24 protein-coding genes are annotated in these 24,038 nt (G+C 55.6%); 2 read left to right on the top strand and 22 right to left on the bottom strand.

Features of this window, described 5'->3' with window-relative positions; translation table 11 throughout:
- Positions 1–9 precede the first annotated feature (9 nt).
- Positions 10–1,173, top strand: coding sequence for an SAM-dependent methyltransferase (locus K8R57_07860; protein MCE9588212.1), 1,164 nt, complete (start codon positions 10–12; stop codon positions 1,171–1,173).
- A 115-nt stretch (positions 1,174–1,288) separates the two neighbouring features.
- On the opposite strand, the gene sufD is transcribed toward K8R57_07860, so the two are convergent.
- The 19 genes from sufD to tmk form a co-directional block, all read right to left on the bottom strand.
- Positions 1,289–2,572, bottom strand: coding sequence for a Fe-S cluster assembly protein SufD (sufD, locus tag K8R57_07855; GenBank protein ID MCE9588211.1), 1,284 nt, complete (start codon positions 2,570–2,572; stop codon positions 1,289–1,291).
- Positions 2,569–3,981, bottom strand: coding sequence for a Fe-S cluster assembly protein SufB (gene sufB / locus K8R57_07850; GenBank protein MCE9588210.1), 1,413 nt, complete (start codon positions 3,979–3,981; stop codon positions 2,569–2,571). The genes sufD and sufB overlap by 4 nt, the downstream gene beginning before the upstream one ends.
- Positions 3,982–4,085: 104 nt before the next feature.
- Positions 4,086–4,871: a Fe-S cluster assembly ATPase SufC gene (sufC, locus tag K8R57_07845; protein MCE9588209.1), complete on the bottom strand. Its 786-nt coding sequence runs from the start codon at positions 4,869–4,871 to the stop codon at positions 4,086–4,088.
- A 34-nt stretch (positions 4,872–4,905) separates the two neighbouring features.
- Entirely contained in the window at positions 4,906–5,358 is a 453-nt protein-coding gene (locus K8R57_07840; protein ID MCE9588208.1) for a transcriptional repressor, read from the bottom strand.
- A 123-nt stretch (positions 5,359–5,481) separates the two neighbouring features.
- Positions 5,482–6,675 (bottom strand): beta-glucanase, encoded by a 1,194-nt coding sequence (locus K8R57_07835; GenBank protein MCE9588207.1) that lies wholly within the window; start codon positions 6,673–6,675, stop codon positions 5,482–5,484.
- Positions 6,672–7,208, bottom strand: a complete 537-nt coding sequence (locus K8R57_07830) for a recombination protein O N-terminal domain-containing protein (GenBank protein ID MCE9588206.1) — start codon at positions 7,206–7,208, stop codon at positions 6,672–6,674. Before K8R57_07830 ends, K8R57_07835 begins: the two co-directional genes overlap by 4 nt.
- A gap of 28 nt (positions 7,209–7,236) precedes the next feature.
- The gene (locus K8R57_07825; GenBank protein MCE9588205.1) at positions 7,237–7,743 is read right to left on the bottom strand and encodes a DUF2017 domain-containing protein; all 507 of its coding nucleotides are present in this window, start codon (positions 7,741–7,743) and stop codon (positions 7,237–7,239) included.
- Positions 7,744–7,766: 23 nt separating this feature from the next.
- Entirely contained in the window at positions 7,767–8,054 is a 288-nt protein-coding gene (clpS, locus tag K8R57_07820; GenBank protein MCE9588204.1) for an ATP-dependent Clp protease adapter ClpS, read from the bottom strand.
- Complete coding sequence (locus K8R57_07815; GenBank protein MCE9588203.1) at positions 8,051–8,656, bottom strand: hypothetical protein; 606 nt, start codon at positions 8,654–8,656, stop codon at positions 8,051–8,053. The genes clpS and K8R57_07815 overlap by 4 nt, the downstream gene beginning before the upstream one ends.
- A gap of 10 nt (positions 8,657–8,666) precedes the next feature.
- Positions 8,667–9,110: an rRNA maturation RNase YbeY gene (gene ybeY / locus K8R57_07810; protein MCE9588202.1), complete on the bottom strand. Its 444-nt coding sequence runs from the start codon at positions 9,108–9,110 to the stop codon at positions 8,667–8,669.
- A 19-nt stretch (positions 9,111–9,129) separates the two neighbouring features.
- Positions 9,130–9,330 carry a sulfur carrier protein ThiS gene (thiS, locus tag K8R57_07805; protein ID MCE9588201.1) on the bottom strand — a complete coding sequence of 67 codons (201 nt, stop codon included), beginning with the start codon at positions 9,328–9,330 and terminating at the stop codon, positions 9,130–9,132.
- The gene (gene thiH, locus K8R57_07800; GenBank protein ID MCE9588200.1) at positions 9,327–10,451 is read right to left on the bottom strand and encodes a 2-iminoacetate synthase ThiH; all 1,125 of its coding nucleotides are present in this window, start codon (positions 10,449–10,451) and stop codon (positions 9,327–9,329) included. The genes thiS and thiH overlap by 4 nt, the downstream gene beginning before the upstream one ends.
- A 90-nt stretch (positions 10,452–10,541) precedes the next feature.
- Positions 10,542–11,549 carry a glycosyltransferase family 9 protein gene (locus tag K8R57_07795; protein MCE9588199.1) on the bottom strand — a complete coding sequence of 336 codons (1,008 nt, stop codon included), beginning with the start codon at positions 11,547–11,549 and terminating at the stop codon, positions 10,542–10,544.
- Between the two features lie 8 nt (positions 11,550–11,557).
- Entirely contained in the window at positions 11,558–12,286 is a 729-nt protein-coding gene (locus tag K8R57_07790; protein MCE9588198.1) for a metallophosphatase family protein, read from the bottom strand.
- Complete coding sequence (locus K8R57_07785; protein ID MCE9588197.1) at positions 12,287–13,084, bottom strand: hypothetical protein; 798 nt, start codon at positions 13,082–13,084, stop codon at positions 12,287–12,289.
- Between the two features lie 45 nt (positions 13,085–13,129).
- Complete coding sequence (locus K8R57_07780; protein MCE9588196.1) at positions 13,130–14,005, bottom strand: ABC transporter permease; 876 nt, start codon at positions 14,003–14,005, stop codon at positions 13,130–13,132.
- On the bottom strand, positions 14,002–14,859 hold the full coding sequence (proB, locus tag K8R57_07775) for a glutamate 5-kinase (protein ID MCE9588195.1): 858 nt from the start codon (positions 14,857–14,859) through the stop codon (positions 14,002–14,004). Before proB ends, K8R57_07780 begins: the two co-directional genes overlap by 4 nt.
- A gap of 10 nt (positions 14,860–14,869) precedes the next feature.
- Positions 14,870–15,817 (bottom strand): DNA polymerase III subunit, encoded by a 948-nt coding sequence (locus tag K8R57_07770; protein MCE9588194.1) that lies wholly within the window; start codon positions 15,815–15,817, stop codon positions 14,870–14,872.
- Complete coding sequence (gene tmk, locus K8R57_07765; GenBank protein MCE9588193.1) at positions 15,804–16,463, bottom strand: dTMP kinase; 660 nt, start codon at positions 16,461–16,463, stop codon at positions 15,804–15,806. The genes K8R57_07770 and tmk overlap by 14 nt, the downstream gene beginning before the upstream one ends.
- Positions 16,464–16,642: 179 nt before the next feature.
- Between tmk and K8R57_07760 the strand changes: the two genes are divergently transcribed.
- Complete coding sequence (locus K8R57_07760) at positions 16,643–17,809, top strand: ATP-binding protein (GenBank protein MCE9588192.1); 1,167 nt, start codon at positions 16,643–16,645, stop codon at positions 17,807–17,809.
- A 132-nt stretch (positions 17,810–17,941) separates the two neighbouring features.
- On the opposite strand, the gene K8R57_07755 is transcribed toward K8R57_07760, so the two are convergent.
- From K8R57_07755 to K8R57_07745, 3 genes are read right to left on the bottom strand one after another with little or no spacing between them, the layout of a single operon-like run.
- Positions 17,942–19,225, bottom strand: coding sequence for a restriction endonuclease subunit S (locus K8R57_07755; GenBank protein MCE9588191.1), 1,284 nt, complete (start codon positions 19,223–19,225; stop codon positions 17,942–17,944).
- Positions 19,222–20,841: a type I restriction-modification system subunit M gene (locus K8R57_07750; GenBank protein MCE9588190.1), complete on the bottom strand. Its 1,620-nt coding sequence runs from the start codon at positions 20,839–20,841 to the stop codon at positions 19,222–19,224. Before K8R57_07750 ends, K8R57_07755 begins: the two co-directional genes overlap by 4 nt.
- Complete coding sequence (locus tag K8R57_07745; GenBank protein MCE9588189.1) at positions 20,838–23,966, bottom strand: DEAD/DEAH box helicase family protein; 3,129 nt, start codon at positions 23,964–23,966, stop codon at positions 20,838–20,840. Before K8R57_07745 ends, K8R57_07750 begins: the two co-directional genes overlap by 4 nt.
- Positions 23,967–24,038 lie beyond the last annotated feature (72 nt).

Here is a 24,038-nt window from a genome sequence, read left to right as displayed (position 1 = left end):
CTGCTCTTCATGATCTCAGAACTTCAGGTTTCCCAAACGCCGCTCCTTCAAGTCATCCACCAGGAGATATCCGATGTCGATGGCGTCATCCCGTTCCGGCGGTTCATGGAGCTGGCACTCTATCATCCGGAGTACGGCTACTATGGCTCAGGTCGGGCTAGGGTCGGAAAAGAAGGGGACTTCTTCACAAGCGTCAGCGTCGGCAGCATCTACGGCCGTCTTCTTACCTCGGTCTGTCGCGACGTCTGGGAGCGCTTGGGAAAACCCTCTGAATTCACAATCGTCGAGCAGGGCGCAAATGACGGAAGCATGGCGACCGATATTCTCGGAGCGCTCGCTAAAGCTGGGGACTCATACAACCAAGCAGTTCGACTCATCATCGTGGAGCCTTTCCCCGTGAATAGGGATCGCCAGAAACAAAAGCTGGCGGGATTCACAAACGTCACTTGGGTGCCCTCCCTGGAAGAGTTGCCAACGTTCACCGGCATCCACCTCTCCAACGAATTGCTGGATGCCTTCCCAGTAGATTCCGTGCGCTGGAACGGAACCGCATGGGAGGAGGAGTGCGTGGCATACCATGATGGGGCTCTGGTATGGACCACTCGGCCGATCCAGGACCCTGAACTCCATGCAGAGGCAACCAAACTCCCGAATCATCTTACCAAGGGCTTCCGTGCAGAGATCAACCGGGCCATGAACCCTTGGCTCACGACTCTCCATAAGCGGCTAGAGCGCGGGCTCGTGCTGACCATCGACTACGGTCAGTCGGGAGAGGATCGCTACGCACCCCATCGCGCCGATGGAACCCTGCTTGCATTCAAAAAACACGAGCGGTTCAACGATCCTCTGGGCGAACCGGGACTTCGCGATATCACAGCCCAGGTCGATTTTACTGCACTTGCCCGATCGTCACGTGAGGTCGGCTTCGAGATTCTCGGCTACAGCGACCAGCACCACTTTCTCGTGGGAGCAGCCGAACCCTGGCTGCGTTCACTCGGAGACTTCACTGACCAGAGTGACGCGGCTAGACGGGATCTCGGCGCCCTTCAGACCCTTCTCAACCCCGGCTCGATGGGTATTCAGTTCAAGGCAATTGCCCTTGGGAAAGACTTCCCTGCAGAGCCTCCCCTCGGCTGCTTCAAATATGCGCGCCCGGGGATTGGCGTACTTTGAACTGAATGTATCGCGCGGAGGCGCAGAGGCGCGGAGTGGAATAAAAGAGGGCTATCCCGTTCATCCCCTTGGCTAGCCCGGCCATTGATTCGCAGCCGTTACGGTTGCGGGAGATTTATTCAGAGGTTGATAATTTTTTATCCAGGATCTCGCCCAGATGGGCTTGAAGTTCCTCATTCTCAAGACGCTCAAGGACAGTTCCGAAGAAGCCCCTCACGATTAGCTGTGCCGCTTGCTTAGGACCTATACCGCGGGCCATCATGTAGAAGAGTTCGTCTTCGTTGAGTTCGCCGGACGTCGCGCCGTGCGTGCAGCGAACATTATCAGCTAGAATTTCGAGACCAGGCATGGAGTTGGCTTCGGCCTCATCACTAAGCATCAGATTGCGGACTTTCTGGTAAGCATCCGTCTCGTGGGCATGCTCCTCGACCTTGATCAGGCCGGCGAAGATCGTACGCGACGAATCCGCCAGGGCATTATGGTAGAGGAGGTCGCTGGTCGCACGCGGGGCGAAATGATCCTGAAAGGTTCGCTGATCGATCTCGCGGGTCCCGCTTGCGGGATTGATCGAGAGCATGACGCTACGCGATCCTTCACCCAGCAGATGACTGTCGCTCTCTCCACGGATATAGGCTCCTCCGAGGTTCATCTGAAGGGCTGTCGAAACACCCTCCTTCTCCACTTCGGTGGTGTTGATGTGGAAGGCGGTTGCCTTGTCACTCCACTCCTGGACACCGACGTAATGCAGCTTCGCATTCGTTCCCAGCGTGAGATCATTCACGGCAATAGCCAGCGAACGCTCATCCCGCGATGAGACGAAGTGATCGATCACGGTGGCGGAGGCACCCTCACCCAAGACGATAAGAGTGTGGGGAAAGATGGTGGCATTCTCCCCCTCGACCCAATGCCAGATCTCGATGGGTTGCTCGATAACGACTCCTTTGGGAACATAGACGAAAGCCCCAGAGCGTAGATGGGCTCGATGAAGGGCGGCGAATTTCTTCGAACCGAGGCGCACATCGGAAGTCATGAAGCTCTTGCGGAAGAGTTCTTCGTGATCCCTAGCGGCCTGCTCAAGCGGCAAGAGAAGCACCCCGGCAGGCAATTCAGACTGATCGTTGTGGATGAGAACTTCATTCGCGAAGATGAGCTTCGCGGCGAGGTTGGTGTGCGCCGAGGAACGGGTGATAAGTGACGCAGCATCCTGGACGGGCACAGCGAGATGAAAATCGGAAAGGTCGAGCGCCTTGAGATTCGCAAAGCGCCACGGTTCATCGTTGCGCTTTGGCTGCGGTAGTGACTGGAAAAGCTCCCAGGCCTCATTCTGGTCCTTGCTGAACCATTCGGGCCAATTAGTAGAGTTGCCGGTCTCGGCGGGAGAGGTCGTGGTGATGCTCATCCGACGGATCCTTCCATCTCGAGATCGATAAGGCGCTTCAGCTCGACCGAGTATTCCATCGGGAACTGCTGAACCAGGTCATTGACGAAGCCATTGACCGCGAGGCTCATGGCAGCGGCCTCGCTCAGACCGCGCTGCTGCATGTAGAAGATCTGCTCCGCGCTGATCTGGCTGACGCTCGCCTCGTGCTGAACGGCATTTCCCTGACCGCGCACGCTGATAGCTGGGTAGGTGTCGGTGCGGCTGTGGCTATTGATAAGCAGGGCGTCGCACTCGGTGTTGTTCTTGCAACCCTTCAGGTGCTTCGGCACATGGACCATGCCACGGTAGGTGGAGCGGCCTGTTCCGAGACTGATCGACTTGGAGATAATGTTGCTGGTCGTGTTGTCGGCCGCATGGATCATCTTGGCACCGGTGTCCTGGTGCTGGCCATCACCAGCCAGGGCAATCGAGACGACTTCGCCACGCGCACCCTTCCCCTTCATCACGACTCCCGGATATTTCATGGTGAGCCGGGATCCAATATTGCAATCGATCCACTTAACCTCGGCATCTTCATGGGCGATGCCGCGCTTGGTCACGAGGTTAAAGACGTTCGAACTCCAATTCTGGACGGTGATGTACTGGATCTTGGCCCCCTTCATAGCGACAAGCTCTACGACGGCGCTGTGCAGCGTGGCCGTCTCGAACTTCGGCGCGGTGCAACCCTCCATGTAAGTGAGCTCAGCCCCCTCGTCGACGATGATCAAGGTTCGCTCGAACTGTCCGAAGTTCTGGGCGTTGATTCGGAAGTAAGCCTGGAGCGGGTGCTTTACCTTAACTCCTGGCGGCACATAGATGAAGCTGCCGCCGCTGAAGACTGCGGAGTTCAGCGCGGAGAACTTGTTGTCACCGCTCGGGATTACCTTGCCGAACCACTTCTTGAAGATCTCGGGATGCTCCTTAAGACCCTCGCTGGATCCGACAAAGATGACTCCCTGCTCGCCGACCGCGGCCTTGATATTCGAATAGGCCGCCTCGCTGTCGAACTGGGCCTCTACACCGGAGAGGAACTTGCGCTCCTGCTCGGGAATACCAAGCCGCTCGAAGGTCCTCTTAATGTCATCGGGCACCTCGTCCCAGGTCCGCTTGGGAACCTGTCCCTGCGAGAGGTAATAGCGGATGTTCTCGAAGACAATGCTCTCCAGGTCCTTGGTAGCCCAGTGAGTCGGCATCGGCTTCTCCAGGAACTTTCGGTAACCTTCCTTGCGGAAAGCGCGAACCCAATCAGGGTCACCCTTCACGTCGCTGATGTAGTCGATCGTCGCCTCGGTCAGTCCGACGCCCGCATCGAAGGCGTAGTCCATCTCGTAGCGGAAATCGCCGACGGAACGGTCAATATCGATGTCTGGTTTGGTCTCGGTGCTCATAGAAAAGGTAGGTTAGGCTGAAGTCTGTTAGACTTTTAGGTTCTGAGTCTTGGTTCTGATAGGTTCTGGCTAATAGTCTAATAGTCTAAACTGCTAATGCCCTTTTAGGCGGCCTTGGTGCCGGATCCCCCAAATTCCTTCTCGACCCAGTCATAGCCCTGAGCCTCAAGCTTGAGGGCAAGATCCTTGTCGCCGCTGTGGATGATGCGCCCCTCGGACATGACATGCACCTTATCGGGCACGATGTAGTCGAGCAGACGCTGGTAATGGGTGATGACAAGCATGCCGATATTCGGACCGCGAAGGGCGTTCACTCCCGCTGAAACGATCTTGAGCGCGTCGATGTCGAGACCGCTGTCTGTCTCGTCAAGCACGGCATAGGAGGGCTCGAGCATCGCCATCTGGAGAATCTCGCAGCGCTTCTTCTCACCACCAGAGAAGCCCTCGTTCACCGAGCGGGAAGTGAAGTTCCGAGGCACGCTCAGGGCATCCATCTTGGCATAGAGTTTGGCGTAGTAGTCGGTTGCCTCCAACTCCTCCCCCTCGGGAAGGCGGGCCTGAAGGGCTGCGCGGATGAAGTTGGCGATAGTGACCCCGGGGATCTCCATCGGATACTGAAAGGCAAGGAAGAGACCAAGACGGGCGCGGACATCGGGTTCCAAACCCAGGATGCTCTCACCATCCATCAGGACATCACCCGAGGTTACCGTGTAGTCGGGATGGCCGGCCATGATTTTGGCGAGCGTGCTCTTGCCGGCTCCGTTCTTGCCCATGATGGCGTGGACTTCTCCCTTGGGGATGTCGAGCGTGAGGCCCTTGAGGATCGGCTTATCGCCGATGGAGGCGTGCAAGTCTCGGATGGAAAGTGACGAAGAGGAATGGGCGGACATGGGCGGTTACTGGGTTAATGGTTTGTCGTTGGAATTAGTGTGAGAATGGGATTTTTGATTTGGAATGATTCGTGTTTTTAGAAGATGTTCCGCAGTCGGCGCAGAGTCCCCGGAGGGTGACATCGTGCTGAGTGACGAGGAATCCGGAGGGGAGTTTCCATCCCTTCTCGCGGGTGTGGGAAAATCCGATGTCGGAGACATGACCGCATTCCGTGCAGTGGAAGTGACCGTGCTCCTGGAGGTTCGCACAAAATCGGGTTGGCTCACGGTCGACATGGACGGCCTTCACCAAACCGCTTCCAACCATCGTTTCAAGGCAGTTATACACAGTGGCGAGCGAGATGGAGGGCATCTGCTTCTGAGCCCGGATGAAGACCTCCGTGGCCGTCGGATGATCCCTCTTGTCCATGAGCACCTCATAGACCTGCCGCCGCTGAGGCGTAAGACGCATACCTCCCTGCACCATGGCGGACGCATAGTGTCCCATAGCGCTTTCGTTGGATGGAATGGCTGCCGGCTTCTTCATGAGATGGTTTCTCAATCTAGCACCCGGCCAGACTCATTCAAGATCAATCAAGAACTATTCTAAATAAAGAATGTGTCTTGAAGATTATTGAGGGGAATTCTGACGGATGAACCCGTGCGATTGACCTGACATCAGGATCAGGCAGAGCAGATTGATTGAGTCTTCATAATACTCCTCCCTGCTACCCAGTGCATAGCGCTCAACCTTTGCTTTCCAAGACTCCATGCCCAAGGCCATCGCGGCCACCCCTGTCGGAGAAATGAAGCAAGCTGTGTTAAAGTCGCTCTTATGCACCGGCTTCCCGTCCAGCCGGTAGCCTGCCCTGAACTGCTCGGGATCTTTCACGTTCATGAGGGCCCACTGCATGAAGCGTCCCAGAACCTCCTTGGCACGATCATCTCCTTTGTCACGGGAGGCAAGAGCCGCCCAACCGATTCGCCAAGGCACTCTGCAGGCATTGTAGTAGAAGTCGCCATCATGCCCCCCCTCCAGGAAGCCGGGCCGAGCAGGAACCCAACATCCGTTTTTTTGAACTGCAAAATCAGGAATAAGCCCCGTCGTCTTGGTCCCAGCTTGTGCTTTCTCAAGTTGCAACTCCGTGAGAATTTCATAGGAACGATCCTCAACCTTCTTCCAGAGAGGATCACCCGTTACTTTACCGAAGGCTCGGAAATGAGTCGGCATGAAGTCAGAAGGGCGCGTCTGACCGGGCGCATCGTTCCAATCGCCCAGGCGCAGTGAAAAATCGGGGCGTACCAATGAGGCTCCGATGGACCCGATCAGACTCTTGGCTTCCGCCAGATAGGCCTCATCCCCCCACCGCGCATGGGCCAACAGGAGGGCATAGGCGATATCGAGTTCACCGTCGGTGGCGCAATCGTTTTTCCCAGGCCTTTCATGAGGAGGGATTTTCCAGCACATGAAGGCGGGATTGATCGACGAGGGGAAGCGCTTCCTGAATCTATTCAGACCATCGAAGTATTTTTTTGACTCGAAATCGGTGTCGGCCATGAGTGCGGTGATCAGCATCCCATAGCCGATCGCCTCCGAAACAGTCGTCCCCTTCCCGTCATAATTGACCTTCCAGTCTCCAGGGAACCGCACGGAGGGGTTCAGGTATTTTTGCTTCCAGTAGGAATAATAATCAGAAGGAGCCTTGAGAAGGGGGGCGCTTGCGGCGGAGACATCGCCCGCATTGAGTGGATGAACTGTGGAAACAGCCATCCCCGCGAGTACGAGTAACAAAACAACCTTGAGGGTTGAGGAATGAAGGTTCACGGGCTCTCGGCAAGTTGCTCCAGCAGGCGCGGGCGGCTTTCCGGCAGCTTATGCGCGACGGACGCCAGGGATCTGTGGGCGGGAATAGAGGGATCATGGATGCCAAGAGACTTTGCCAATTCGGTCTCGAAATGGGCAACAGCACGACGACTCGGTGCCTGCGTGCGCAGGAATCCCCAAGCGCGTTCCAACAAGGCAAAAACTTCGGGAACCGGATGCATCGGTTCGGTGAAAAGATCACAGAGTTCGGAGAAGTAGGACGCTGAAAGGATAGTGGAATAGGTCGCGGGAAGAAGTGCTTCTGTCTCGACCACCACCTCGCTGAGAGTGTGAAGATCACCGTTCTTGGGAGATTTAAAGGTAATTCCAGCGACGGTGAAGAGCTCCAATCTCCCGGAAAACGGCCCTCCCGGCTTGGTGGCACTGCGGGCCGTCGTCTTCACCTTGCCATGCCGGTCGGTCAGCCAGATCACGACGAGACTATTCTCCGAGAATTTATACCGTCGCAGCAGAATGGCGCGCGCCTCTTCCATAGCTCAACTTCCCATTCCTAATTCCCAACTACTCGCCCAACTCGTCGTCCATCGCCTGGAGAAGACACTCTTGGATGAAGGCGTAGAAGTTCACCTGCATCAAGGCAAGGCCACGCTCAGTCTCGAGATCAGAGGGCGTTTTTTCAGAGAGATCCTTTTCGGTGAACCTATGCTCCTCGGCAAGGGCCAGTCGTAGGGCGTTCAGCGTCGTCAACCAGGCGTCGGAGTGATCGGTAGAAATCTCCAAGGTCCAGGAAGGAATCTTCCCTTTCCGCTGAATCATGCAAGCAAGGTCCTCCGACACCACGGCCCGCTCCAGGTCAAAATGATGCCGCAGGCCCGGTTGCACATGATCCTGCCAATCAAGACGTAGATCCTCAAGATCCTCACTTTCGGTGGGCGAGGGCAATAGGCGCATACTCCCCTCGGGGTAGCGCTCCCAGGGGTCCATCGCAACAGCCTGCAGTAATTCGCCCAGCAAAGGATGGATCCTGCTAAAGCGGAAGTTTCCGTTTTTTGAGCGTTCGAAGATCATCGGCGTTAGTCCCTCAAGGTGACTCAGGAAGACTTCTCAAGAGTCGCCAGCAGGAGGAAGGAGTGGAGCTGCTGCACATAGTGCTCCGCCTGTTCCCTGCCGCCGCCCCAAACAACCGAGCGCCCCTTGGTATGGACTTCCATCATGTGCCTCTCGGAGCGCTCTCGCGTCCATCCGAAGATCCGGCGGAAGACCATCGCGACATAGCTCATGAGATTCACGGGATCGTTGTGCACCACGACAAGCCAGGGGAGATCGAGATTCTCAGAGAGCTCTACTTCGGGAGCCTCGAGAAGCCCCGGTTGGTTCATTCCCTGCATGGCTGACTCATGGGTATGATGCGCTCGGGACTGGGAAGGTCTCTTGACGCCCCTATCCCATCGATCAGGAAGCGGGAGATGTCCCGGCCATCCAGACCGGCACCGATTCCCTCCTGCAAAAGGTACGAGGTGATCATCACCCTCGGAGGAAGATGAAACAGATTGGCCCGCAGAGCATGAGTGATCGCGTGATGTCCGGGTGAGTTCCCCGCCAGGACGGCTGTACGATAGCGCTCGATCAAACGGTCACCACGCGGAGCCAGTAAACCGAGCAAAAGCCTCCTTCCTTCGTCGCGGCTCGTCAGTCGAACGGACGAGGGGAGCGCCTGATCCAATGTGCAATCCAGAGCCGTGAGCTCGAAACTCCCCCCCTCGGCCGCCAAGACGATGACCTTTAGAAGTGTCGGATAAATGATCGGGGTGAAGAGGGATGCATTCCAGTTCAGCACCGAGGAGGCCACCGGCCCCCGGATCGAAAGGGTCACCTCACCCAATGCATCGAGAAAGGGATTGCAGAGCTCGGCGGCGCGGGCAACAACGGCGTAATCCCCCGTATCGGGAATTTCCTCGCGCTGAACGGCAGCCTCTCTCATGAGCCGAACGCTAGCACACCTCCCGAAGGGCAGCCTCTAAAATTTCCTCCTGACGGGCATGCATGATTGTGCGTTCTTGCGCGCTCAGATCATCGTAGCCCAGCAGGTGAAGAAGGCCATGGATAGCGCACAGGGCCACCTCGTGGTCTGCCGGGTGACTAAACTTGCAGGCATTGGCCGCCGCGATCGGCACGCCAATCAGGATCTCTCCATGCTCGAAGGTGATGACATCAGTCGGTGTCGGGTCATCGAGAAACTCCCCGTGCACCTTGGCGATTGCACTCTCACCCAGGAGTGTGATCTCCACCTCGGGAGGAAGTTGTATGCCCTTGTGCCGAGGCTTGGCGACACAGAGAGGCAAGGCCGCCTCCACGATCCTGCGGATCAAGGGGAGATCTACCCTTAAGGAAGGGGAACGATGGCGGTTAGCCCAGAGAAGAGCGATTGGTCTCATGACGTTTGTAAAAGAACAATCAACCCCCGGCGGCAACGGAAAGGAGTTCTAGTTTGTCACCCGTCACAATCCTGACCCCCTCCCACTCCGATCGAGGCAATGCTTGGCCATTGTATTCCACCAGAATCAGCAACGGATTCAGGCTAAGTTCAACCAAGAGACCCTCCAAACTCTCGGCCCTAGACTCCTTTTGCTCCCCGTTGACAATGATCGCGGTCATGCGGCGCTCGTCGTGAGGATCGCGGCATCCCAATCTTTCCAGACCGGCTCCAGGCCACGCGTCGTCAACATGGCGGCGACCTCGGCGGGGGTGCGATCATCGCTGATTGAGAACTGCTCAGTGGCGGAGGTGCTTCCACACGTTGCCTCAACCATTTTCCCTTTTATTGTCTGATGGAGCTGATCAGCCCCCTGTCCGGTGTAGCCGCCCGGTTCAGTATGACTTCCCGCACTCATCATCGTGATTCCAAGAGGCGCCAGAGCATCGCGCAAGAAAGCTGGTTCACGCGTGCTCAGGATGATGCCGATCTGCGGAAAGGTCAGACGGAGGGCACAAATGAGCTGGGTGAGGTCGCGATCGTCGAAGGAAAATTTCGGCTCGAAGGATCCGGCTGCGGGACGGAGTCGCGGGAGACTCACCGTGATCTGGGAAGTCCAGCAGACACGCTGAAGATGGAGCAGATGAGCCGCCAGGGCCGTGGCCTCGCTGCGCCATTCCGAGAGACCGAACAGCACTCCGATGCCAAGCCTGCGGAATCCTGCGGCATGGGCTCGCTCCGGAGCATCCAGACGCCAGTCGTAATCTTTCTTGGGCCCCGCAGTGTGGAGCTCCGGGTAAACCGAGCGGTCATAGGTCTCCTGGTAGACAACAAGGCCTTCTGCTCCAGCCGCAACGAGCGGTAGATACTCCTCAGTCTCCATCGGAGCCACCTCGAGTGAAAGGCTCGGGATCTCTCCGGAAAGGCGTTCGAGGCATTTTTGCAAATATCCTCCCGAGACGAACTTGGGATGTTCGCCGGCAACAAGCAGCACATTGCGGAATCCCTCAGCGGCAAGATGTCGCGCCTCGGCGGCGACCTGCTCGATCTCGAGGGTCACGCGAAGGATGGCATTATCCCGGGAAAAACCGCAATAGGCGCAGGAATTGATGCACTCGTTGGAGAGATAGAGGGGAGCGAACATCCGCATCGTCCGTCCGAAATTCCGGCGCGTGACCGAAGCCGAGCGACGGGCAAGTTCCTCCAACTCCCTGTCACTACAAGGTTCCAGCAAACGACGAAAGGCCCTCAGTTCCGTAGGTGGAGAGGCCAGAACCGAATCGATCTGTGTAGAGAATCCCATGAACTGAAAATTATGAAGGTTGAGCGATAAAGTATGAAGAATAACCCGATGACTACTTCAAACGGAAGTCACTGAGGACTTTGCCATCATTCATCCTTCGGACTTCATACTTTTAGCCGCTGCCAGGCGGCCGAGTTGACCGAGTTCCTCCATCTCGATCGCGGAGGGTGCCCTCCCCTCGGCACGCCAGGAATCATCAAGCTCTGCAACCCTGCTGATACGGCCGTTTTTCCAGACCAGTGATTCGGGAAAGCAGGGCCCAACTTTCAAGGGATCGCTCCAGAGATGGATGGCGAGTGTTCTTTCAGGATGTAGCGCCGCCGCAAGATGCATTGGTCCACTGTCGGAACTGACGATGAAGGAGGCTCCTCGAAGAATGGCCGTGAGTTCCAGAAGGTCGGTACGATTGCTCCAGTCTTCGACGTTTTGAGGCCATTTATTGCCAGGATCTCCCTTCCCTACGATCACGACACGAACAGGAGCGGCGCCTGCAGCAAAGGACCTGATCATTTCCGGCGTGAGACTCTTTCCCTCACCACGAGAATAAGGATGTATCACCACATACGGTTGCTCCGGGGAAAATCCCACAGGCAGCCTTCCCTCCGGCAGTTCGAATTCGGGATGTGTGGGACACGGTATCCCCAGAAGATCAAGCACGGAGAGATACCGGCTCACGGCATGAGCAGCTCGGTTGACGATTGCCCGTTCGCCATGCAGCAGACGTGCTCCCTCGCGAGCATCGGAGAGCCCTACGACGCGCGGGGCTCCGGAAAGTCGTGCAAACAGGGCGCTCCGCAGCAATCCCTGGAGATCTATCGCCAGATCAGGCTTCCAATCGGACAAGGTCTTCAGCCAGGCCAACGAACGGATCCATCCCCTCGGCCCCCGGAATTTATCACGGGGAAAAAGCACTGTTCCGGAGACCCCCGGATGATGCTCCACCAAGGAGCGCCATGCCGGATGAATGAGCCAACGCAACTCGGCTTCAGGCCAGTGACGATGGATAGCCGAGACAACAGGAAGAGATTGAATGACATCGCCAAGTGAGCTCGGCTTCACCAGCAGGATGCGTCCCGGGGCTTTCATGATCTTCTTCATGTTCCGCATTATGCTGCAGTATGGAGCCTCTCAGCCAGTAGGCTTGGAAGTCCCGCCTCCAGGACAGCCCGGCTTGCCGACTCGACATCATACTCCACGCGGCGGAGCCAGAGACCTCCGCTCTCCTCGTCGTGGATCATGTAGGCGGCTCTCCAATCATTGTCCCGGGGCTGGCCCACGGAACCCGCATTGATTAGCAGCTTGGGTGACCTGGGAAGTTCCACGCCGTCGATGCTTTCAAAGAGCAGCATCTCGCCAATCCCTTGTCCGAAAACCTGGGGAACATGGGTGTGGCCGATGAAGCAGAGTGGGGTCCGTTGACAGGCCATACTCATTTCAGCCTCAGACACTGTCCGGACATATCCCCAAGACTCCGGCGAATCGAGTGTCGCATGGACAAGAGTCGTTTTCCTGATCTGCCGTTGCAGACGAAGTGAGCCAAGCCAGGCCTTCTGATCGGCGTCCAAGACTCTTCTCGTCCATTCCAGGGAGATCGCTGCTGAGGAACTGAACCCCTCAAGGGAGTCCTCTCCGGCAGCGGCCTTGTCATGATTCCCGAGCACACAGGCCCCGGTGAGATTCCTCACGATCTCCAGGCACTCGCGGGGATTCGCGTTGTAACCGACCACATCCCCGAGGCAATGGAACTCGGTGCACCCGTACTCCCTCGCATCAGCAAGCACCGCCTCCAGCGCCTGCAGATTGGCATGGATATCGCCTAGGATCGCGCAGCGCATTCAGCGTGAAGGGGAAGAATCTTTTACTCCTACGTCGGGAATGCGCTGATCAGGGGGAATCTTCAGTTTGATTTCCAGCTTCCGGATCTTAGTAAGAAGGGAAGGCATCCATTGTTTTTTTCCCTGGTGATAAAGGGTCAGGAGTCTGTCGTATGCTTCGCGTTCCCTGCCGGGAACTTTTTCCAGCTCATAAGCTGCAAAGCGGCCGATATAGGAGGGCGCATCCGGAAAGGAGGCAGCCTTGGCAAAGGCATCGGCCGCAGCACTATGATCCTCCACCTTGTCGCGCAGCAGGATTCCGAGACGCTCATAGAGAAGATAGTTATCGGGATTGTTGCGGATACCCCGTTCTAGGAAATCGCGGCCAAGATCGATGTATTGCCGACGCGCCCTCTCCCGCAGCACCTCGCTCTGCTGCTTGGTATCGTGAAGGGCGGCGATACTGGCATTCCAGGCCATGTGCCAGGCGGCGATATCCCAGTAGAGAAGCGTGTGGGGTTGGAGCGTGGTGACCGTATTGAACAGCCCCGCCATACGCCCCCACTCGGTCTTTTCCCAGGCGGAATGCGCATCGATCCAGAGAAAGGCGGCTAGTGGCGCCCGGAATCCGCTCAATGCGGCCAGGAATCCCGACTGACCGATCTGTTCCCGGAGAGTAAGATTCATCGGTATCGTCCGGAAATGGGCTGCTTGGGACTCACGTTGAAGTTTTCCCTGCCACGGCAGAAGAACGGCACCCACGACAGCCAGCATCAGGATGGCGATGAGATTCCGGCGGAGCGATGACAGGCCTGACATGGCGTGGGTTGATCTTAAGGATCTTAGGGCTTACTTAGAGCGTCCTTAGAGCTCCCTACTCTCGAAGACAAAACACGCAACGGCATAATAAACGGACGTGTAGACCGCCCCGAGCGCAATTGTCTGCCAGAAGATGCCCATCGGCAGAGCCGTTCCTGCCACAATATCATCGCTGAGGTTGAAGGCCTGAAGGTCGGGAAAGAGGAGTGCCACGAAGGCGGTGAAGATCCGCGTCCACCAATGGATGCCGATACCACTCATCCAGTATTCCCGGGCCGTCACCTGGAGATGACCGATGAAATAAGCGGAGGCAGAAACAAGGATCGCAAAGATCCCCGAGGTCGCGAACGTCGAGACAAGAAGAGTCAGGGAGGAGAGCAGGATTCCCTTCATGAGCAGGATCGCCATAGCCGGGATGAGGTCCCAGCTGAAGGCGGCTTTTTTGATTTCGGCTAGAGCGGCAGCCAGTTCCTGAGGCGATCCCGCAAGGGAAATCCGGGTCTCTCCAAGAGCCATGTTCTCACGCAGGAAGAGGACACCCAGGAAAAGGAGACCCATGATAAGCGTCGACACGGTCAGGAGGATGACGACCCCTAGGAGCTTGCCTAAGAGGTACTCATAGCGTGGCACCGGCTTGGAGAGGATGGTGAAAATCGTACGGTCTTCCAAATCCCGAGGCAGCAGGGTGGCCGTAGCCAAGATGGAAAGCAAACTCAGGAAGACGGACATGGCTCCGAGCGAGACATCCTTGAGCATCTGGAACTCCTCCTGGAACGAGAACTTGGCCAGGAAGGCCGAGTTGCCGATCACGATCAGGCCGAAGATCAGCAGGAAGTAAAAGACCTTCTGGCGGACAAGTTCCGTGAAGGTATTCCTGCCGATCGCCTGGATCCGAGTCGGGGTAAGAAATGCTCCGTTCATGAATTCGATTGTTTTCTTTTCTTGCGGACAGGAAAGCGGGTTCCGACATCCTTTCCAGCGATGGCACCGGCAATCTGTTCCCGCTTGCGACCATGAGCGATCATTGTCTCGATTCCGGCGTCCACGGCGGATTGAACCGCCTGAAGTTTGGCCTGCATCCCGCCGGTGGAGTGCTCCCCCTTGTCGGGTGTCACATGGCGGAATGCGTCGCGAATCTCCGTCACCACGGGAATGCGCTGCAGCTTAGAAGTGTTCTTAGAGGTGTTCTTAGAGGAGAGCTTAGAAGGGGGATTCGAGGAATTCTTTGAAGCAGGCGATGAGCTGGCCATCAGACCATCCGCGCTGGTCAGCAGGATCAGGAGGCGCGCCTTCACCAACTGGGCAACTTCCGAGGAGAGGCGGTCATTGTCACCGAAGCGAAGCTCTTCAACGGCGACAGAGTCATTCTCGTTGATGATCGGAACCACTCCCGGAGACTGCAGCAGTTTGGAAAGCGTGACACTCGCGTTGCGCCTGCGACCCGCGTCGAAAATATCGTCGTGCGTTAGCAGAAGTTGGGCGGGGCGCAGTCCATGCCTGCCGAGATGGCGAGCATAGGCCGTCATCAGGACCGGTTGACCCACTGCAGCGCAGGCCTGCTTTCCAGCCAGATCCGAGGGGCGTTTTTTTAATCCAAGGGCATCGACCCCAGCCGCGACCGCGGCGCTGGAGACCACAATGACGGGGATTCCCTGCTTCACAAGTCGGGCGATTTCCCCGCAGAGGTTGCGGAACTGGCTTGGATCCAAAGAGCATCCCCCCTCGCGGGCGAGGATGCCGGTACCGAACTTCAGGACAACGGGACGCTTTTTCATGGGATACGGGTTATTGTTGCTTAGAAGCCATCATCAGTTCCAGAAATCCCGCCTCCAGGGCGAGCCCCTCCTGAATGCCACGCTCCAGACTGCTTCGGAGCTTTTCCACAGCATCAAGAGAGCGGATCAGTCTTCGGGATTCATCCAATGCCGCGGAGTCTCCCTCATGATGGGCATGGATCTTACGGAGCAGGCCACCGAAATAATCAGCCACTACTCCGAGTAAGAGTGAACGCTCCTGCAGGACCTCGGCCTCGGAGCTTGCCTTGAGAACCTCCTCTCGATTCTCCCAGTCTCCCTCGGTGGTCTTTCCGAAGTGAGCCTTCTCCGCTGCCAGCTCCTCCTTGGTTCTCTCGGCAGCTTCTTCGCGCACCTCCTCGATGAGGTCGCGGAACACCCGCGTGAGGCCGAAGGCAGCCGTGGCATCGGTTTTCGATCCAGGCCCGAAGAACTCAGTCAGTTTCCTCGCGAGACGTTCCTCCCTTGATCCCACCGCACGGGGAGTGGATGAATGCAGGACCACGGAGATGCAGCGCGATCGGATGGTCTCCAGCAGTGCCTCCGGGAGTTCCGTCGTGAGGATCAGGAGAGTCCCATCCGGCGGCTCTTCTAGCGTCTTCAGGAATGCATTCGCGGCCTGGGGCATGAGGCGATCCGCATCCCGGACTACCGCCACCTTGCGGGAGCCTCGCTCTGGCTTGCGGTGGATCGCATGCTCCAGTTCCCTCACCTGCTCGGTGAGGAGTTTGCGGGATTTGGATTCTGGTTCGATAGCATGGAAGTCGGGATCCTTCTCCACGGTGATTTCGCCTGAACCCAGAAAAAGAGCGGCTAGCTCATTGCCAAACTCCTGAACCCCGGATCCGGGGGATCCCGAAATCAGATAGGCATGACCGAGGCGCCCCTCCGCAAGGGCCTTCTCCAGCAGACGGAAGGCTTCTTCCCTAGTGAATGCCATGAGCCCCTCCCTGAATCTGAAAACGCTCCATCAGAACCTTCCTGATGGCAGACTCCACACTCTCCTCATCCGATGAGGCATCGATCAGTTCAAAGCGTCCGGAATGCTCCGCAGCCAGCTTGAGATAACCCTGTCGCACTGCTTCGTAGAATGATTCATTCTCCTGCTCCATACGGTCGGCGGGTCCCTTCCGCGCGGAGGCGCGGGAACGCCCCTCGGTGGCATCCAGATCCAGCAGAAGGGTCAGATCGGGAAGCGTCTCTCCCACCGCAAAGTCATTGATCCTCGATACCTCATGCGAATCCAACGCCCTCGCAACCCCCTGGTAGACCGTTGTGGAATCGAGGAACCGATCGCACAAAACAACCGCTCCTCGGGCCAGGGCAGGCCTAATGACTTCTCTCACCAACTGGGCGCGGCTGGCGGCAAACAGGAGCAACTCAGCCTCAGGCGTCATCGCTCCGGCAGACTCGTCATACTGGAGTAGATTCCGGATCGACTCGCCGATGGGAGTGCCGCCCGGCTCCCTCAGCACGACCACCTCACGTTCCAAGGAACGCAGAAATTCAGAAAGGCGACGAATCTGGGTGGATTTGCCACACCCCTCCGAACCCTCGAATGTGATGAAAAGACCGGCTTGTGCCATGAATCGTTATGATAGCGAGATACCAGAAGCATTGAAGTGCTAAAAAAACTCCCATCACTTCCCATTGGATAGACTTGGGGAATTTCTGGCCCTTCACAGGCGTATCCACAAGAATAGCTAAAAAACAATCGGATCACTCTAAGATTTAGCTATTATCCTTGTATATCAATAGATAGTATATGGATATGTCAGGATCTATACCAAGGACAAAGCTTCTCAGTAAGATTTCCCAGCGCATCCAGGAATCCCCAGCCGTGGCGTTGCTTGGAGCCCGTCAGGTAGGCAAGACCACACTGGCCAAGGAGGTGTGCGCTACGCTGGGAGACTCGACCACACTGTTTGATCTGGAGAGTCCCACAAGCCGTGCCCCTTTGGAGGCAACCCCAGAACTCACCCTTCGATCCTGCAAGGGATTGGTGGTCATCGATGAGGTGCAGCGGATGCCGGAGCTCTTCGAGATTCTGCGACCGCTCTGCGATGACTCACGCCAGTCGGGACGCTTTCTGCTTCTCGGAAGCGCCTCCCCTGATCTGGTGAAAGGCGTTTCGGAGTCACTCGCGGGACGGATCCAGTTCGTGCCGGTGCCGGGGTTCTCTCTCGAGGAGGTCAACGCGAGTCATCAGGACAAGCTCTGGCTCAGGGGAGGCTTCCCGAGAAGCTACTGTGCCGATTCCGATGCAGCGGCAGAACGTTGGATCGAAGGCTTTCGCACGACCTTTCTCGAGCGTGATATTCCTTCTCTCGGGATCAGGATCCCCCCGGCGACGCTCGGCAGATTCTGGACCATGATGGCCCATTATCATGGGCAGGTCTGGAATGCCTCGGAGATCGGCCGATCCATGGGAGTGAGCCCACTCACCGCGAATCACTATCGCGACCTGCTTTCGGGAACCTTCATGGCACGGGTTCTTCAGCCGTGGCACGAGAACATCGGCAAACGACAGGTGAAGTCTCCCAAAGTCTACCTCCGTGACAGCGGCGTGCTGAATCACCTGCTCGGAATCGAGGATATGCAGTCCCTCCGAGCCCATCCGCGCTATGGCGCAAGTTGGGAAGGGTTCGCCTTGGAGCAGACGCTGATCGCTCACGGGGAAAAGGATGCCTATTTCTGGGCCACACAAGGCGGGGCGGAACTCGACCTCCTGCTCCTGCGTGGAGGGAAGAAGTGGGGATTTGAATTCAAATGCGCCGATGCCCCATCCACCTCCAAATCAATGCACAGCGCCATCGAGAGCCTCGACCTGGAACATCTCTGGGTGCTCTATCCGGGAGAAAAGAGCTACCCCCTCACAGAGAAGATCACCGCACTCCCGCTTCGCGACATCGGAAAGATCCGGCTCAAGTAACAGAAGAGAACGTTCCTCAACTCATGAATCTCCTTAGTACCAGAGAGTGTCCTAATGGCCTCATCCCAGATCACCTCGCGAGGAGTGCTGAATGTTGCCTGAAAAGAGGATCTCATGTTGATCTACTTTCCCCTATGAACCCACAGTGACTTGGCCGTTCATGAGCATGGGGAGAAGCCAGTCGCGGAGTTGGGTGAGTTCTTGGTTTTGCTCTTGATGGTTCAGTATGGATTCATACATGGGCTCTGTGACTTTATCGAAGGTAACGAGTTGCTGTGTTGCAGGCACGACAGCGGGAGTGAAGTTAATGTCGTTTGTCACTATAGAATTAAAAACTGAGCCGCTAGATTTTGCGTGCAAATAGTCCATAAGGCTCAGCGTATGGAAGTAAAGAAAGGCGGAGCCTACTCCATCGTGGGGGGACAAGGCGTAGCAAGATTGATTCATCGCCATCTCCTTTGAGATAATCATAGCTTTTCCCACTGATCCGCGTGCGGTTATGAAAAGCGTGCCCTTAGGGTAAAGACGAGTGGAATTGTTCTTCAACCCGAGATTGGATAAATGATCCTCCGTATCGAGGCAGAATGGTTCACTCTTGGCGTCTGTCGGCGTGAAGAAAGGGACCTCCCCACCCCAGAACTCGGGTACTTTTTTGCTTGGAGTGGCACCACCGCCAATATCCGAAACAGCCAAAATATTTCCGTCAGCCCATCCCTCGGGAATCTCGCGTTTGAGCTTTTCGTTGTAGACCATCTTTCCGCCGGAAGCGCGGTAGGGTTTGCCTTCGAGCTTGGGTTTTCCCATTGCTGCGGCTTGATCGGCAGTGATCGGAAAATCAAACTGCACAAACCAGTAGTCGTAGAGCAGCTTCGCCACCCCCTCTAACTCGGCATTGATTTGGTTGTTAAGCTCGATCTTGGCATCAAGCGTTGAGAGGACCGAGACGATATTCTCCTGTTTTTTTAGTTCAGGAACTCGCATCCGAAAGGTTGGCATATCCGTAAGCGGGATCCGATCAACCGTAGCTCCTGTGATTGTATTAGCCTTTATTATATTTTGAAACTCGGGAGATAGATATGAGTAGAGAAGAAACTCAGAAGATATTTTTGAGGTATCTGGTCGTAGAATGCCCATTCTTCTGCCCAAACAGGCTTGTATGCCATCCGGCATTAAGGCCGCTTCTCCAAGTCGGGTTTCATATGAAAATAGGAGGTCTCCCTTTCTAGGAACTACCCTTTTTGTCCACTTCTCAAAATCCTTGGAACTGAGATGTGCAGACTTATTCAACTCAAGGTTTCCATTCTCAAGACTTGAGATACTGAGATAGTAGGGCCCCTTATCCGTTTTAGTAGGCGTTGCATGGGGCCCATCGAAGACTTCAGAAAAATCTCCGATTTTCAAGTATTCTGCTTTCACAGGTGCAATTTATTTAGATTCTTTTCTATCTGTGATTCCAAATCTCTAGTTTTTAGAAACAGTTTTTTTAAGGCTATTCGATGATCGGAAAGCCTCTCATCAAACTCATCTGGTGTAATATTCGCGTGCTCTACCTTGACATCAAAATACTGCCCAGCGCTCAGTGAATAGTTCTTGGCCTCGATCTCCTCGTAGCTGACGACGACGGAAAAATCCTCAATGGCTTGCTTCGCATTGAATGTCTGGATGATCCGGAGCTCCTCCTCTGAGCTAAGAAGTGTCTTCTGATTCTTTCCCTCTTTGACCTTCTCTCCAAGGTTGGAAGCGTCAATAAGGATGACATCCTCCTTATTCATAGCATCCAGGAAGAGGATCGAGACGTTGGTGCCGGTCGTGGCGAAGATGTTGCTCGGCATCGAGACGACTCCCCCGAGCATTTTATGCTTCACGAGGTGCTCTCGGATTCCCTTCTCTATGCCTGACTGGGCTGTGATGAACCCGGTGGGGACGACCACAGCCGCCCTTCCATTCTTTGCGAGGGAATGGATGATGTGTTGAAGAAAGAGAAGGTAGATAGCCATCTTGTCCTTATCCTTTTTGGGGACGTTCGGTATGCCGGCAAAGAAGCGCTGCTGGTTAGCCTTGCTGTCGAGCTGGTCGCGGAAGTCGGAGAAATCCAGCTTGAACGGCGGATTGGAGACGATGAAGTCGAACTTCCGCAGGTCATGACCGCCATCCTCTTTATGATAGGGCTCCAGGATCGTATTCCCCTGGATCACGTGGGGAATCGAGTGGACCAAGTTATTGAGGATGAGATTAAGCCGGAGCAGGCTCGAGGACTTCTGGGAGATGTCTTGGGTGTAGATGGTGCAGCGATCCTCGCCAATGGCATGGGCGAGATTCATGAGGAGGGTACCGGAGCCAGCCGAGGGGTCGTAGCAGGTGACATTCTGTACCTCTTCAGGCACAAGGCAGGAGGCCATGATCTTCGCCACGGCATGGGGAGTATAGTACTCGGCGTATTTGCCGCCTCCGTCCTTATTGTAGTCCTTAATCAGGTACTCGAAGAGGGTGGCGTAGAAGTCGAACTTCTCAGCGAAGATGTGCTCGAAGCTGAAGGGGATCAGCTTATTGATGATTGCCTTGGCAAAATCGTCACGTTGGGAAGCGACATACTGGGTGACTGCCTCGAAGAGGACGATCTTCTGGCCGTCATTGGTCATGACGGAGAAGATGTCGGAATTCAGCGTGGCGATACTCAGCAGGGTGGAATCAAGGGTAGCAGCGAAGTTGTCGTCGTTCTGCTTGCTCCACAGACTAGAGAGGAAGTGCTCGGGCCGGAGCCGAGCTGTATCAGCCCCGAGCTGCATGAGGAGTAGCTCGTATTCGTCCGCTGACTTTTGATGGAGGGCCTCCTCCCAAGATTCAGCCTTGGTAAGCGAAGGCTCAATCCGCTTCACCTCGTGGGCGAATTTGTCGTTCAGGAACTTGTAGAGGAAGATCTGAGTGATGATCTTGAACTCGTTACCGTCGTTTCCGAGGCCGTAGTTGGCACAGACGCCTTTAAGGTCGTCGATGAGGGCGGTCGCCCTTGTTTTGAATTCTTGGGATGTCATGCGGCTTGGACGCCGTGAAATTCAGCCAGGTACTCCTTCATGACGAGGGAGTTAATGAACTGGGTGCTTTCCGCGGTCAGGGGAAGGTGGTGTTTGTTTTTGAGCTGGTCGATGATGATTCGTGTCATCTCGGCCTTCGCAAAGGCTTCGTTGGTCAGGATTCGGGAGTTCTGGGAGATACGAGCGTCGGCCTCGGCCTTGAAGGCGCTGAGGGCCTCGAAGAGCTTCCTCTCATTGTCGGTTGGCTCGCCTTTCTCTAGGAGGCGCTTATGGAGGCGGGCGTACTTTTCGTCATTCGCGTATTTAGCCCGCAACAACTGGTTCTTGCGCTCCAACTCTCGGGCTCGGACATCAATTCCTTTCAGGGTGGCGATGTTTTGAACCATTTCCCCCTGGGAGATCTCAGAGAGGTTTTTCTTCAGGAAGATGCGCTCGAGCTCTTCCTTCAGGGTTATGAAGGCTGGATCACCAGGGTCGAAGTTGCCACCTAGCCCCTCGCGGGTGCGTCGAAGGTTTTCCCTCAGCTCGTCAGCAATCACCATCTCAGACTCGGAGACCTTGCGGAACTTGAAGAGAATATCCTCAAGGGCGATGTTCAGGATGTTCACGTTCTCATCAGCATGCTCGAGGGCTTCGCGCTGATTGAGAAGTGCCAGGCGGTTGTTTGCCTCGGTAAAGAGCTGATTGAGCTTCCGAAAATCAAGCTGGGCGAGGAGTTCGTAGCGGCCAGAGAGACGAATCAGGTTGTAGAGGCTCTTGGCATCGTTGAGAGCCTTGAGAATCGTGCGCATCTCGGATCGGTCCTCGATCTGACTGATCTGCTGTGAAAAGGTCTCGGCATTTCCAATGTCGAAGTGAAAGAGGGCATCCTTGATCGCATCGATGTCCGCGATGATCTCCTCCTCGGTCTTGAAGAGATTGGAGTAGTTCTGCAGCTCGTCACCCAACTCTGACTGGAGCTCGTCGAAGTAGTCCTTATTGGTCTTTTCGAACTCTGAAGTGATATCGACGAAATCTACAACGTAGCCGTAGCGGTGCGATTTATAGGGTCTATTCACCCGTGTGAGGGCCTGGAGAAGGTTGTGGTCCTTGATCGTACGACCAAGGTAGAGCTTTTTCAGCCGGGCTGCGTCAAACCCCGTGAGAAGCATGTTGTAGACAAAGAGGATATCGATCTTCCCCTCCTTGAATTTCTCCACAAGGGTCTTTCGCTCCTCCTTGGTGCCTGCATCATGAAGAATGAGGGCGCATGAGGTGACCGTGCGATCGGGAAGCGCGTAGAGGGAGGGAGGCTCTGCGGCATAGGCGAGCGGAACATCCTCAGCAATCATCGGAGAGCTCAGGGAGGCATATTTCTTCTCAAACAGCCGAGCCATCTCTCTCGCCTGCTCTGCAGAATCACAAATGACCATGGCTCCCACTGACGTGTCGCCCTTCATGAGCCGAGCATTTTCAAAATCATCAACGATGTAGGTAAGCATCGGATCAACGAACTTCTCGTGAGCGTAGAGAAGGGTTCGGTTGTTACTACCCTTCAGCACCTTGATCTGCTCAAGAGCCTCTTTGAGTTCAAGTTTGTACTGCGTCTCGATCTCTTCCCTGATCAGACGGAGGGTATAGCCGTCGGCTACCGAGCGATTGTAGTAGTACTTGTGAATGTAATCCCCGAAGAGTACTCGAGAGTTGTAAGTCTTTTTTCCAGAAGGGGTCCCATCGGATTGTTTCTGAGCAGGGAGTGCCGCCTTGAGCAGAGGGGTGCCGGTGAGTCCTATTTTGATGGCGTCAGGATCGGATTGGTTGAGATTCGCAAGGAAGCTACCCTCGGGGTTGTAGCTCCGGTGGACTTCATCCAGAAAGTAGATCCTCTGAAGGCCTAGGGCGTAATCCGTTCCCCTGATGACATCGGGGTCATCCTCGAAGCGCTGGATGTTCACGACGGTAATCTCCGGCTTTCCTGAGTCGTTGTGGATCGCCAAGCTCGACTTGATGTCAGCGGCAAACTCTTCCTTGGAACTGATGTTGTGGACAATCAGCCCCCGACTCCGAAACTCCCGGCTGGCCTGATCGAGAAGATCGAGGCGATCGACGATGAAGTAGAATTTTGGAATGGTCTCTTTCTTCCGAAAATAGTCGGTGAGGTGATGAACATTGTAGAAGGCCAAAGCCGTCTTCCCACTACCCTGTGTGTGCCAGATGATGCCTTTGCGGACTCCCTGATCGATTTTCTGGGCAATCGCCTTGGTGGCGAATATCTGGGGGTACCGCATGATGTGTTTCTCGATACCGGCTTCAGTCCGCACATAGGCGATCCCATAGCGGAGGAGGAAGGCCAAGCGATCACGGGATAAGAGGGAGGTGCTGAGGCGGTTGGTGGGGGTGCCCTGTCTCTTATTGGTCTCGAACTCAGGCGAGTGTCTGATGCTGATGAGATTGTTGTCTGAGAGAACAAAATCTTCGGTTCCCTGGGAGAGCGGTCCCAGTATCTCGTCGAGGTTCAGGCTCTCTTCCTCACGGAAGTAATTGAACTTGGGCTCCGAATAGGAGGTGGATGCGTAGAATGCTCCCTCGAGAGGCTCAGGCGAACCATCGTCGTACTCCATGTTGTTCGAGAACACCATGAGCTGGGTGGCATTGATGAAGCGTCGGAATTTGGGGTTCTGAAATCGCGTGGCGATTCGTTTACGCTCGGCGAGAATGCCATCGCGGTTGTTGGGTTTCTTCACCTCGATGAAAACGAGAGGAAGTCCATTGACCAGCAGAGTGATGTCAGGGCGGAACTCTTCGTCATCCTTCTTACAGGTGTACTCGGTCACCACATGGAAGGAGTTCCGATTGAAATTGTCGAAGTCGATAATCTTCAATCCAGAGGTTTGGGTAATCCTCTCGTAGAACTGCTTACCCAGATCCTCGTTGTCCAAGAGGAGATCCAGCTTTGACAGCTCGTTGTCGATCTCGTGAGTCGAGGCCTGGGGATTCAGGGAGGAGACGCTCTTGCGAAAAATCGAGGGGACGATGTTGCTCGACGCATCCCACTCCAGCCCCTTTAGGGACAGATAGGTGTAGCCCAGCCTCGTGAGATGGAGGATAGCTGGGATCTTGACCCTGGAATCCTCGTTAAACTTCATGAATCAAAATGAGAAGTGACTTCATATGGTCCATTGAATCCAAAAACGGTGTCCGACAGATAACGCTCAGAA

The organism is Verrucomicrobiota bacterium, assembly GCA_021413925.1.
In the GTDB taxonomy this organism is placed as follows: domain Bacteria; phylum Verrucomicrobiota; class Verrucomicrobiia; order Chthoniobacterales; family UBA6821; genus UBA6821.
This window is presented reverse-complemented; position numbering and strand designations above follow the sequence as displayed.